This is a genomic window from Luteimonas terricola, assembly GCF_004352845.1.
GTDB lineage: Bacteria > Pseudomonadota > Gammaproteobacteria > Xanthomonadales > Xanthomonadaceae > Luteimonas > Luteimonas terricola.
On record NZ_SJRX01000002.1, the window covers coordinates 471,264 to 483,496 of the forward strand.

The window sequence follows — 12,233 nt, forward strand, 5'->3', positions numbered from 1 at the left end:
TCGCCGGAACGGCGCAACGCCAGTCTGGCCCTCCCCCTGTGATGGCGGCGTAGGCAAACCGGGGTCGCGATCACACCGCGGAGAGCAGCTCCAGCAGCCGCTGGCGGGGCAATTTTCCAGTCTCGTTGCGTGGCAGCGCCGCCACCAGGCGCAGCGGTCGCGGCAGGAACACCGGATCCACGGCGCGCCGCAGGCCGTCGCGGACCGCCGCTTCGTCCAGACCCGGCGCCACCACCACCGCGGCCAGCCGGCGCACGCCGCAGGCGTCGGGCTCGAGCTGCACCAGGGCGGCGTCGCGTACGCCGGGGATCGCCAGCAGGCGGTGGGTGAGGTCGGACAGCGAGGCGCGCTTGCCGGCGATCTCGAGCAGGTCGGCCTGGCGCCCGCAGAGGCGGAAACGGCCGCCGGGAAGCAGTTCGACGATGTCGGCCAGGGTCACCGGCATGGCCAGGTGCGCGGCATGCACCAGGGTGCCATCGGGCTGCGGGTGCAGGTCGACGCCGGGCAGCAGCGTCCAGGCCTCTTCGCTGGCGCTGCGGCGCCGCGCGAGGATGCAGGTCTCGGTCGAGCCGAACAGTTCGCGCACCTCGCAGCCGAAGGCGGCTTCCGCGGTGCCGGCCAGCTCCGCGGACAGGGGCGCGGTGGAGGTGACGATGCCGGCCAGCGGCGGCAGCACCACGCCGGACTCGACCAGCGCGCGCAGATGAACCGGCGTGGTCACCAGCAGCGGCGGCAGCGGCGCCGCGACCAGCGCGGCGGCGATGTCGACGGGGAAGAAGGGGCGCGCATCGTGCACCGCCACGCCGCCGACCAGCGGCAGCAGCACCGACATCTCCATCCCGTACATGTGCTGCGGCGGCACCGTGGCCACCACGTGCGCGCTGCCGCCAGCGGGCAGCAATCCATCGAGCGCAGCCATGTTCTGCGCCGTGCTGGTGGCGAAGCTGCCCCAGGTCTTGTGGTTGGCCGTGGGCCTTCCGGTACTGCCGGAGGTGTATCCGATGGCGACGATGGCGTCCCTGGGCACCTGCGGCATGTCGCCGTCGCCGCGCGGCAGGGCGTCGGGCAGGCGCAGGTAGTGCTGCAGCGGCGCAATGTCCTCGCAGCCGCAGGCGTCGGCATCGCCCAGGCAGTAGCTGTCGGGATGGTGGGCGCGGACATCGTCGATCGCCGCGCGCGTGCGCGACGGCGGCAGCAGGGTCACCTGCCCGCGCACGGCGGCCGCGGCGAAGGCGACCAGGAAGCGGTAGCGGTCCTCGCAGAGGTTCACCGCATAGGGGCGGTCGGGCAGCAGCGCGGCCACGCCGCGCACCTCGGCCAGGAAATCGGACAGCGCCACGCTGCCGTGCGCGCCGAACGCCAGGGGGCGCTCCGGCGCGCCGACCGCCAGTGGCGATGCCAGGTGGCTGGCGGCGTCCTGCCGCCCATGGATGCTGATGACTGCCGACATGCGTTCGATTCTCCCGGACGCGCGTGCGCTCCCCGTGACTGCTGCCGGAATCCCCGCCGGCCGGGGCGGTACTTTACGCTGGCCGCCCCCGTGTCGAAAGGATCCCCGCCCCGATGCCGCTAGCCGACGGCCAACTCCAGCTCGGACCCGTCCGCTGCGCCTGGCGGCCCTACCGCCACGGCCGGCCGGCCGAACCGCTGGTGCGCGAGTGGCTGTCGGGCGAGCTCGGCACGGCGGCCGCCGCCCTGGAAATCCACCGCACGGAGCACGGCCGCCCGCACCTGGGCGCTCCGCACGCGGACTGGGATGCCAGCTGGAGCCACAGCGGCGAAGGCCTGCTGATGGCGCTGGCCCAGGGTTTGCGCGTGGGCATCGACCTGGAGCTGCGGCGGCCCCGGCCCAAGGCCGGAGTGCTGGCCGAGCGCTTCTTCGCCCCCGAGGAAGCCGCGGCGCTGGCGGCGATGCCCGACGCCCTGCGCGAACCCGCGTTCGTGCGCCTGTGGTGCGCGAAGGAGGCCGTGCTGAAGGCGCACGGCCAGGGCCTGTCCTTCGGGCTGCACCGGCTGGCCTTCGAGCTCGAGGGCGAGGAGTGGCGGCTGGAGGCCTGCGATCCCGCGCTCGGCACGCCGGCGGACTGGACGCTGCGGACCTTCCGCCCCGCACCGGATTACCTGGCCACCGTGGCCTGGCGCGCCCGCTGGACCTGAGCCGGCGCCGCCTACAATGGCCGCCATGCATACCGATCCCCACGCCGCGCTCGACGCCGGCCTCGCCGCGCTCGGCCTGGATCCGGCGCTGGCCGCGCCGCTGCGCCGCTATCTTGAACTGCTGGCGCGCTGGAACCGCACCTACAACCTCACCGCGATCCGCGACCCAGGCGAGATGGTCACCCTGCACCTGCTCGACTCGCTGTCGATGCACGTCCATTCGCGCGACATCGCGTCGCTTGCCGACCTCGGCGCAGGCGCCGGCCTGCCCGGGATCCCGCTGGCGATCGCGCTGCCGGAGCTGCAGGTCACCCTGGTCGAATCCAACGGCAAGAAAGCCCGCTTCCTGCGCGAGGTCGTGCGCACGCTCGGCCTGGCCAACGCGCGCGTCGTCGAATCGCGGGCCGAAGCAGTGGACATGCCCGGCGCCTTCGAGGCGATCACCGCCCGCGCGCTGGCCACCCTGGCCGACATCCTGGCCGTCGGCGGGCACCTGCTTGCGCCCGGCGGCCGGCTGCTGGCGATGAAGGGCGCGCACCCGGACGCCGAAATCACGGCGCTGCCCGCCGGCTGGCGGGTCGAAGTGGTGCATCCGCTGGCCGTCCCCGGCCTTGACGCCGAACGCCATCTGGTGGTGGTGGGCCGGGCGGGGCCGGGCGGGGCATAATCACCGACCCGGTCGGGGTTCCAGGCCGGGATTCCCGTCGCATCCCTGCATCGAGGCAGCCGAGCCCATGGCCCGCATCATCGCCATCGCCAACCAGAAAGGCGGCGTCGGAAAGACGACAACGGCGGTGAACCTTGCCTCCGCGCTGTCGCAGACACCCAGGCGCGTGCTGCTGGTCGACCTCGACGCGCAGGGCAACGCCACCATGGGCAGCGGCGTGGACAAGCGCGAACTTGCCGCTTCGACCTGCGACGTGCTGCTTGAAGAAGTGCACGCGGCCGATGCCGTGGTGCGCACGCCCGAAGGCTTCGACCTGCTGCCCGGCAACACCGACCTCACCGCGGCGGAGATCGAGCTGATGGACGAGGAAGGCCGCGAGCAACGGCTCAAGCGCGCGCTCGACCCGCTGCGCCCGGAGTACGACTACATCATCGTCGACTGCCCGCCGGCGCTGTCGCTGCTCACGCTCAACGCGCTCACCGCCGCCGACAGCGTGCTGGTGCCGATGCAGTGCGAGTACTACGCGCTCGAAGGCCTGAGCTCGCTGCTGCAGACCATCGAGGCGCTGAAGGCGCGGCTGAATCCCGGGCTGGAGATCGAAGGCGTGCTGCGCACCATGTTCGACGTGCGCAACAACCTCACCAACGCGGTCTCGGCCGAACTCGTCACGCACTTCGGCGACAAGGTCTTCCGCACCATCGTGCCGCGCAACGTGCGCCTGGCCGAGGCGCCCAGCCACGGCCAGAGCATCGTCGGCTACGACCGCGCCTCGCGGGGCGCCATCGCCTACCTCGGCCTGGCCGGTGAAGTCATCCGCCGCCAGCGCGAGCGCGAACAAAAGGAGAACGCGGCATGACCGCCGGCAAGAAGGCACCGACCGTGAAGGCGGCGGCCAAGAAGCGTGGCTTGGGCCGCGGGCTCGAAGCCCTGCTCGGCCCCAAGGCCGCCGAAGGGGCCCCGGCGCTGGAAGCGCGCCCGGGCGACGCGCTGCGCACGCTGCCCGTGGACGCGCTGGCGCCCGGCAAATACCAGCCGCGGCAGCACATGGACCCGGGCAAGCTCACCGAGCTTGCGGAATCGATCCGCGCCCAGGGCGTGATCCAGCCGATCGTCGTGCGCCAGCTGCCCGACCGCACCTTCGAGATCATCGCCGGCGAGCGCCGCTGGCGCGCCTCGCGCGAGGCCGGCCTGGCCGAGATCCCGGTGGTGGTGCGCGAGGTCGACGACCGCACGGTCGTGGCCATGGCGCTGATCGAGAACATCCAGCGCGAGGATCTGAACCCGCTGGAAGAGGCCCAGGCCCTGCAGCGCCTGATCGACGAATTCGACCTGACCCATGCCGCCGCGGCCGAGGCCGTGGGCCGCTCGCGCGCGTCGGTGTCCAACCTGCTGCGCCTGCTGGAGCTGCCGCCGGCGATCCGCATCCTGCTCGAGGCCCGGCGCCTGGAGATGGGCCACGCCCGCGCCCTGCTGACCCTGTCGCCGGAGCTGGCGAGCAAGCTGGCGTCCGATGCCGCGGAGCACGGCTGGTCGGTGCGCGAAGTGGAACACCGGGCGCAGCAGTTCGCCGCCGGCCGCCTGCCGACGACGGCGAAGAAGAAGGCCGGCAGCGGCTCGGCGAAGCCGCAGGCGGATATCGTGGCGCTGGAGAACGAGCTGTCGGAAGTGCTGGCGACCAGGGTCAGCATCGCGCACGGGCGCGGGAACAAGGGGAAGCTGGTGATCCACTACAGCGACCTGGACTCGCTGGATGGCGTGCTGGAGAGGCTGCGCCGCCAGCGCTGACCCCCTTCGCCCGCAAGGCGGGGGAAGGCGCCTGGAGGGCGGATGGGGGCAAGTCTTGCCAAACCCCCATCAATGCCACAAAATGCTCGGCTCGCTGCGTCCGGTCATCCCTTGGGACGACCCCGGCGGCCCGGAGTGCGATTCCGGCGCCCCGCCCGGCAGCGACCTTGACCCGTTTCGCATGGCACGCCCCGCAAGGGCCTGCCGGGGCCGCCGTCCCCCAGGCCATGGGGTACACCAATCACCATCGAGGTGCGTTATGTCCCGAGTTTGCCAGGTCAGCGGCAAGCGAGTGCAGACAGGCAACAACGTCTCACACGCCAACAACAAGACCCGCCGCCGTTTCCTTCCCAACCTGCACGAGCGCCGGTTCTGGGTCGCCAGCGAGAACCGCTGGGTGAAGCTGCGCGTGTCCGCCCATGCCATGCGCACCATCGACAAGAACGGCATCGACGTCGTTCTGGCCGAACTCCGCGCCCGCGGCGAAAAGGTCTGAGGAGAACATCATGGCTAGCAAGCGCGACAAGATCCGACTGATCTCCTCGGCCAACACCGGCCACTTCTACACCACCGACAAGAACAAGAAGAACACCCCCGGCAAGATGGAGATCAAGAAGTACGATCCCGTCGTCCGGAAGCACGTGATCTACAAGGAAGGCAAGATCAAGTAAGGCCTGCCTTCCCTTGTTCCGCGAAAAGCCCGCCGCAAGGCGGGCTTTTTCGTGGGCGGATGCCGGCATCGGGTCTGCCGTGGCATTGGGCATACTGTAGGAGCAGCTGCAGCTGCGACCCGGGCGATCGGTCGCAGCCGCAGCTGCTCCCACACGATGGAGGGGCGGGGACGCGGATGCTGCCGGGCTGGATCCTGCTGCTGGTATCGCTGGGCTATGCGGCGCTGCTGTTCGCCGTCGCCTGGTGGGGCGACCGCCACCCGGTGCACATGCGCGCCGGCGGCAGCTGGCTGCGGCCGCTGGTCTACAGCCTCTCGCTGGCGGTGTACTGCTCGTCGTGGACCTTTTACGGCGCGGTCGGCACCGCCACGCGCAACGGCATCGGCTACTTCGCGATCTACCTCGGTCCGCTGCTGATGCTGCTGTTCGGCTGGCGCATCCTCGAGCGCCTGGCGCTGGTGGCGCAGAGCCAGAGCACGGTCTCGATCGCCGACTTCATCGCCGCCCGCTACGGCCGCGCGCAGCGGCTGGCGGCCCTGGTCACGCTGATCGCGCTGATCGCCGCGGTGCCCTACCTCGCGCTGCAGTACAAGGCGGTTGCGCTGAGCCTCAACGTGCTCGGCGGCGGCGACGAGCTCCTGGACAGCATCGGCGACCCGGCGCTGTACGTCGCCGTGCTGATGGCGCTGTTCGCGATCCTCTACGGCACCCGCCAGGTCGACGCCACCGAGCACCGCCCGGGCATGATGCTGGCCATCGCGCTGGAGTCGATGGTCAAGCTGATGGCGCTGGTGTTCGTCGGCGTGTTCGCGGTGTTCTGGTTCAGGGGCCGCGACCTGCCGCTGGCCGAAGCCACCGCCACCCTGCTGTCGCAATCGGCGCCGACGGGCTTCATCGGCCAGACCCTGCTCGCGTTCACCGCCATCATCTGCCTGCCGCGGCAGTTCCACGTCGCGGTGGTCGAGTGCATGGACGTCTCCGACATCCGCCGCGCGCGCTGGATGTTCGGCGGCTACCTGGCGCTGGTGTCGCTGGCCGTGCTGCCGATCGCCGCGGCGGGTCTGGCGATGTCGGGCACCGTCGCGGGCGCTGGCGCCTCGGCCGATACCCTGGTGCTGGCGCTGCCGCTGTCCGAGGGCCGCGACCTGCTGACGCTGTTCGCCTACGTGGGCGGCTTTTCCGCGGCCACCGGCATGGTGATCGTGTCCAGCGTGGCGCTGGCGACCATGGTCTCCAACGATCTGATCATGCCGCCCCTGCTTGCCCGCGGCTGGGCGCAGCGCCACGGAGGCAACGTCGCCTCCACCGTGCTGTGGATCCGCCGCGTGGCCATCGTCTGCTTCGCCGCGTTGGCCTGGGGCTACTACCGCGTCAGCGGCAGCGACACCACCCTGGCCTCCTACGGCCTGATGTCCTTCGCCGCGGTGGCACAGTTCGCGCCGGCGCTGATCGGTGGCCTGTACTGGCGCGGCGCCAGCCGCCAGGGCGTGGAGGCCGGCCTGCTGCTGGGCTTCGCGATGTGGATCTACACGCTGCTGCTGCCCACGCTGACCGAAGCCGGCTGGTTCGACGACGCCTGGCTGCTCGCCGGGCCCTTCGGGATCGATTGGCTGCGGCCGCGCCAGCTGTTCGGGCTGGCCGGCTGGGATCCGCTGACCCACGGCACGTTCTGGTCGCTGCTGGCGAACATCGGCGCGCTGTTCCTGGTGTCGGCGCGCTGGCGCCCCAGCTTCGAGGAGCGCCTGCGCACCGCGCCCTTCCTCGATCCCTATGCTTCGGCACAGTTGCCGGCGGGCAGCGGCGTCCCGCACTCCTCGATGCAGCTCGGCGACCTGATGACCCTGGCCGGGCGCATCGTCGGCGAATCGACCGCGCGCCGCGCCTTCGCCGACCACGCCACCGGCAGCAGCCGCGAGCTCGACCCCGCCGCCCCCAGCGACCGCGCCTGGGCCCAGTTCACCGAGCGCCTGCTGGCCGCCGCCATCGGCGCCGCCTCGGCGCGCCTGGTGATGACCAGCGCGCTGAAGGGCTCGGGCATGGACGTGGCCGAAGTGGTGGCGGTGCTCGACGAGGCCGGCCAGGACCTCAGGTTCGACCGCGCGATCCTCTCGGCCACGCTCGACAACCTCGACCAGGGCGTGAGCGTGGTCGACCGCGACATGCGCCTGGTGTCCTGGAACCTGCGCTATGCCGAGATGTACGACTACCCTGAAGGCATGCTCTACGTCGGCCGCCCCGTGGCCGACCTGATCCGCTACAACGCCCTGCGCGGCGAGCTCGGCAGCGGCAGTCCCGACATCGACACCGAGGTCGAGAAGCGCATCGAGTACATGCGCGCCGGCTCACCCCACGTGTTCGAACGCGTGCGCAGCACCGGCCAGGTGGTGGAGATGCGCGGCCAGCCACTGCCCGGCGGCGGCTATGTCACCAGTTACAGCGACGTCACCGAGTACAAGCGCGTGGAGCGCGAACTGCGCGAGGTGAACGAAACGCTGGAACAGCGCGTCGCCACCCGCACCCGCGAGGCCGAGGCCGCGCAGGCCTCGCGCACACGCTTCCTGGCCGCGGTCAGCCACGACGTGCTGCAGCCGCTCAACGCAGCGCGCCTGTTCGCCTCCGCGCTGCGCGAAAGCGACACCGCCGCCGAGCAGCACCACCTCGCCGAGCGTGTGGACACCTCGCTGCGCGCCGCCGAGGAGCTGCTGGAAGGCCTGCTCGACGTCTCGCGCCTGGACACCGGTGCGCTGGAACCCCAGCTTTCGGACTTCGACGCCGCCGAACTCCTGGCCGAGCTCGCCGCCCAGTACGCACCGCTGGCCGCGGCCCGCGGCATCGACCTGCGCGTGCACGCCCGCCACCTGCCGGTGCGCAGCGACCGCCGCCTGCTGCGCCGCGTGCTGCAGAACTTCCTCGCCAACGCCCTGCGCTATACCCGCGAGGGGCGCATCGTGCTCGCCGCGCGCCTGCGCGGCGGCGATGTCGAGCTGCAGGTCTGGGACACCGGCCCGGGCATCCCCACCTACCACCTGCAGCAGATCTTCGACGAGTTCTTCCGCATCGAGCATCCCGACAGCTGGGACGCGCAGGGCCTGGGCCTGGGCCTGTCGATCTGCCAGCGCATCTCCAACGTGCTGTCGCATCCGCTCAACGTGCGCTCGCGCCCCGGCCGCGGCAGCATGTTCTCGATCCGCACGCCGCGCTCGGCGTTGGCCGAACTGCCGCCGGCCCCGGTCCAGGCCATCAGCCTGCCCGACTCGCTCGACGGCATGCGCGTGCTGTGCGTGGACAACGACGTCGACATCCTCGCCGGCATGGTCCTGCTGCTGGGGCGCTGGAACATCGAAGTGCTGCGCGCGACCACCGTGGACGAGGCACTGCAGAAGATGACCGAAGCGCCGGACGTGCTGCTGGTGGACTACCACCTGCATGACCGGATGGACGGCCTGGATACGCTGGACGCGCTGCGCGAGCATGGCCCGCGGGTGCCGGGTGCGCTGGTGACCGCGGACGGCAGCGACCAGGTGAAGCGGGATGCGCGGTCCCGGGGTTATCGGGTGCTGACCAAGCCGATCAAGCCGGCGTCGCTAAGGGCGTTCCTGGCGGCGCAGCGGAGTGCGCATGTGGCGGGGCATACGCCGTAGGGAACATCGATGCTAGCCTCGACGTGTGGATTGCGAACCGGGGACATCCATGTTTCGACGCCTGCTGATCCTGCTCTTGCTGTGCGCCTCCTTCCTGCCCGTGTCGGCAGCCGACGCGGTCCAGCCCAGGGTGGGCGAAGTGCCGCCCTTCGACCTCGGCAGCCAGTTCGGCGGCAGCGCGATCGACCTGCGCGACTACCGCGGCAAGGTCGTGATCGTGACCTTCTGGGCGTCGTGGTGCGGGCCCTGCCGCAAGGAGTTGCCGGTGCTCGGGCGCTTCCAGCAGGCGGTGGGACGCGACGCGCTCGAGGTCATCGCGGTGAACGTCAAGGAGCCGCGCAAGGAGTTCCTCGCGGTGATCCGCGCCAACAAGGACATCGACGTCACCTGGGTGCACGGCCTGCGCGGCCGCATCAGCGACAGCTACGGCGTGCAGGCGCTGCCGAACATGTTCATCGTCGACCGCGAAGGCAAGGTCGCCGCCGTGCACCGCGGCTACAGCGAGGCCGCGCTGCCGGGGATCGTGGAAGAAGTCATGTCGGTGCTGCCGCCCGAGGTACTTACGCGCCCCGCGGGCTCATGACGCCGAGACCGGGCCTCAGTCACCTTCGTCGGGCTGCGGCGCGACCACGCCCGGCTCCAGCGCCAGCTTGCCGGCGATCAACACCGCCTGGGTGCGGTTGTTCGCGCCGAGCTTGCGCAGGATGGCCGTCATGTGCGCCTTGATCGTGGCCTCCGACACGCCGAGCTCATAGGCGATCTGCTTGTTGAGCAGGCCCTCGCCCAGCATCTGCAGGACGCGGAACTGCTGCGGGGTGAGGTCGGCCACGCGCTGGGCGGCGTCGTGTTCGTCGGCACCGGCAGCCGGTGCGGCATGCGCCGCGGGCGGCGCCCAGCGGTCGCCCTCCAGCACCTGTGTCAGCGCCAGGCCAAGCGTGGCCGAGTCCACCGATTTGGGAATGAAGCCCATCGCGCCGTGGTCGAGCGCGCGGCGCATCACCGCAGGCTCCTCGCGCGCCGACACCACCACCACCGGCAGCTCCGGGTGCTGCGCGCGCAGGTGCACCAGGGCGCTGAAGCCGTGCGCGCCCGGCATGTTGAGGTCAAGCAGCAGAAGGTCGGCGTCGGGCTCGGACTCCACCAGGGCGTAGAGCTTGTCGACGTTGTCGGCCTCGTGCAGCGTGGCGCCCGGCAGCACGCGCGCGACCGCCCCCCGCAGCGCTTCGCGGAACAGGGGGTGGTCGTCGGCGATCAGCAGGGTGGCCACGTGCGCTCATGCATCCCGTCGGTTGCCCAGCAGCGCGTCGACCACGGAGGGGTCGGCCAGGGTGCTGGTGTCGCCGAGCTGGTCGGGCGCGTTCTCGGCGATCTTGCGCAGGATACGCCGCATGATCTTGCCCGAGCGCGTCTTCGGCAGCGCCGGCGCCCACTGCAGGAAGTCGGGCGATGCGATCGGGCCGATTTCCTTGCGCACGTGGGCGACCAGTTCCTTCAGCAGCGCGTCGCTTTCGACTTCGCCCGCCACCAGGGTCACATAGGCATAGATGCCCTGGCCCTTGACGTCGTGCGGGAAGCCCACCACCGCGGCCTCGGCCACCTTCGGGTGCAGCACCAGCGCGCTCTCGACCTCGGCGGTGCCGATACGGTGGCCGCTGACGTTGATCACGTCGTCGACCCGGCCGGTGATCCAGTAATAGCCGTCGGCGTCGCGGCGGCAGCCGTCGCCGGTGAAGTAGGTGCCGGGATAGGCGGCGAAATAGGTGTCGAAGAAGCGCTCGTGGTCACCGTAGACGGTGCGCATCATGCCTGGCCAGGAGTCGAGGATGACGAGGTTGCCCTCGGCCTCGCCCTCGAGGACGTTGCCGGCCGGGTCCACGATCGCGGGCTGCACGCCGTAGAACGGCCGCGTGGCCGAGCCCGGCTTGGTCGGCCAGGCGCCGGGCAGCGGCGAGATCAGGATGCCGCCGTTCTCGGTCTGCCACCAGGTGTCGACGATCGGGCAGCGGCCGTCGCCGACCACGTCGTGATACCAGCGCCAGGCTTCGGGGTTGATCGGCTCGCCGACGCTGCCCAGCAGGCGCAGCGACTTGCGCGAGGTCTTCTTCACCGGCTCGTCGCCCTCGCGCATCAGCGCGCGGATGGCGGTCGGGGCGGTGTAGAAGATGGTCACCTGGTGCTTGTCGATCACCTGCCAGAAGCGCGAGGCGTCGGGATAGCTCGGCACGCCTTCGAAGATCAGCGAGGTGGCGCCGTTGGCCAGCGGGCCGTAGACGATGTAGCTGTGGCCGGTGACCCAGCCCACGTCTGCAGTGCACCAGTAGACGTCGTTTTCCTTGAGGTCGAACACGCATTCATGGGTGAAGGACGCGAACAGCAGGTAGCCGCCGGTGGTGTGCAGCACGCCCTTGGGCTTGCCGGTGGAGCCCGAGGTGTAGAGGATGAACAGCGGGTCTTCCGCGTTCATGCGCTCGGGCTCGCAGGTATCGGGCTGGTCGTCGACCACGGCGTCGTACCAGCGGTCGCGCGGCATCTGCATGTCGACCGCGCCGCCGGTGTGGCGCACCACCAGCACGGTCTCGACGGTGGTGGTGCCCGGCAGCTTGAGCGCGGCGTCGACGTTGGCCTTCAGCGGCACCTTCTTGGTGCCGCGCAGGCCTTCGTCGGCGGTGATGATCAGCTTGGCCTTGCAGTCGCCCACGCGGTCGGCAATCGAGTTGGCGGAGAAGCCGCCGAACACCACGTTGTGCACCGCGCCGATACGGGCACAGGCCAGCATGGCCACCGCCGCCTCGACGATCATCGGCAGGTAGATGGTGACGCGATCGCCCTTGGCGACGCCGAGGTTGCGCAGCGCGTTGGCCAGGCGGCAGACCCGGGCATGCAGGTCTCGGTAGCTGACGCGCTGGGCCTCGCCATCGGGACTGTCGGGCTCGAAGATGAGCGCGGTCTTGTCGCCGCGGGTGGCAAGGTGGCGGTCGAGGCAGTTCACGCTGACGTTGAGCTCGCCATCGGCGAACCAGCGGATCCGGAAATCCTCGCGGTCGAAGCTGACGTCGCGGATGCGGGTCGGCGGCGTCATCCATTCGAGGCGCTGGGCGATGCGCCCCCAGAACGCGTCGGGGTCGCGGATGGACTCGGCGTAGTCGCGCTCGTAGTCGGCCGGCTTGACGTTGGCCTGCGCGGCGAAGGCCTCTGGGACGGGGTAGACATCGGACATGGCAGCTGACCCTCTGGAACGTGTACAGGTCAGTTTGCCGCATTGCCATGCAACCGGGTTTTTAGACCTTCGTCTATTCACCGCCCGCCGCGTGC

General features: G+C 70.7%; 11 protein-coding genes. 8 read left to right on the top strand and 3 right to left on the bottom strand.

What is annotated here, in order from left to right; genetic code table 11:
* Positions 1-70 precede the first annotated feature (70 nt).
* Positions 71-1,450 carry an AMP-binding protein gene (locus E2169_RS06885; protein WP_132985866.1) on the bottom strand — a complete coding sequence of 460 codons (1,380 nt, stop codon included), beginning with the start codon at positions 1,448-1,450 and terminating at the stop codon, positions 71-73.
* Between the two features lie 113 nt (positions 1,451-1,563).
* Between E2169_RS06885 and E2169_RS06890 the strand changes: the two genes are divergently transcribed.
* From E2169_RS06890 to E2169_RS06925, 8 genes are all read left to right on the top strand, one after another.
* Positions 1,564-2,157 (top strand): 4'-phosphopantetheinyl transferase family protein, encoded by a 594-nt coding sequence (locus E2169_RS06890; protein WP_132985867.1) that lies wholly within the window; start codon positions 1,564-1,566, stop codon positions 2,155-2,157.
* A 16-nt stretch (positions 2,158-2,173) separates the two neighbouring features.
* Positions 2,174-2,824, top strand: a complete 651-nt coding sequence (gene rsmG, locus E2169_RS06895; protein ID WP_132985868.1) for a 16S rRNA (guanine(527)-N(7))-methyltransferase RsmG — start codon at positions 2,174-2,176, stop codon at positions 2,822-2,824.
* 67 nt (positions 2,825-2,891) lie between these two features.
* Positions 2,892-3,680 (top strand): ParA family protein, encoded by a 789-nt coding sequence (locus E2169_RS06900; RefSeq protein ID WP_132985869.1) that lies wholly within the window; start codon positions 2,892-2,894, stop codon positions 3,678-3,680.
* A complete protein-coding gene (locus tag E2169_RS06905) occupies positions 3,677-4,609 on the top strand; it encodes a ParB/RepB/Spo0J family partition protein (RefSeq protein WP_132985870.1) in 933 nt (310 codons plus the stop codon). The genes E2169_RS06900 and E2169_RS06905 overlap by 4 nt, the downstream gene beginning before the upstream one ends.
* 259 nt (positions 4,610-4,868) lie before the next feature.
* Positions 4,869-5,105: a 50S ribosomal protein L28 gene (rpmB, locus tag E2169_RS06910; protein WP_132985871.1), complete on the top strand. Its 237-nt coding sequence runs from the start codon at positions 4,869-4,871 to the stop codon at positions 5,103-5,105.
* Positions 5,106-5,112: 7 nt separating this feature from the next.
* Entirely contained in the window at positions 5,113-5,280 is a 168-nt protein-coding gene (gene rpmG, locus E2169_RS06915) for a 50S ribosomal protein L33 (protein WP_188726152.1), read from the top strand.
* A 176-nt stretch (positions 5,281-5,456) separates the two neighbouring features.
* Positions 5,457-8,921: a hybrid sensor histidine kinase/response regulator gene (locus E2169_RS06920; protein WP_132985872.1), complete on the top strand. Its 3,465-nt coding sequence runs from the start codon at positions 5,457-5,459 to the stop codon at positions 8,919-8,921.
* A gap of 49 nt (positions 8,922-8,970) precedes the next feature.
* Positions 8,971-9,504, top strand: coding sequence for a TlpA disulfide reductase family protein (locus tag E2169_RS06925; protein WP_132985873.1), 534 nt, complete (start codon positions 8,971-8,973; stop codon positions 9,502-9,504).
* Positions 9,505-9,519: 15 nt separating this feature from the next.
* On the opposite strand, the gene E2169_RS06930 is transcribed toward E2169_RS06925, so the two are convergent.
* Together E2169_RS06930 and acs are read right to left on the bottom strand one after the other, a co-directional pair.
* The gene (locus E2169_RS06930) at positions 9,520-10,188 is read right to left on the bottom strand and encodes a response regulator transcription factor (protein ID WP_132985874.1); all 669 of its coding nucleotides are present in this window, start codon (positions 10,186-10,188) and stop codon (positions 9,520-9,522) included.
* 6 nt (positions 10,189-10,194) lie between these two features.
* Complete coding sequence (gene acs / locus E2169_RS06935) at positions 10,195-12,138, bottom strand: acetate--CoA ligase (RefSeq protein ID WP_132985875.1); 1,944 nt, start codon at positions 12,136-12,138, stop codon at positions 10,195-10,197.
* Positions 12,139-12,233: the final 95 nt, after the last annotated feature.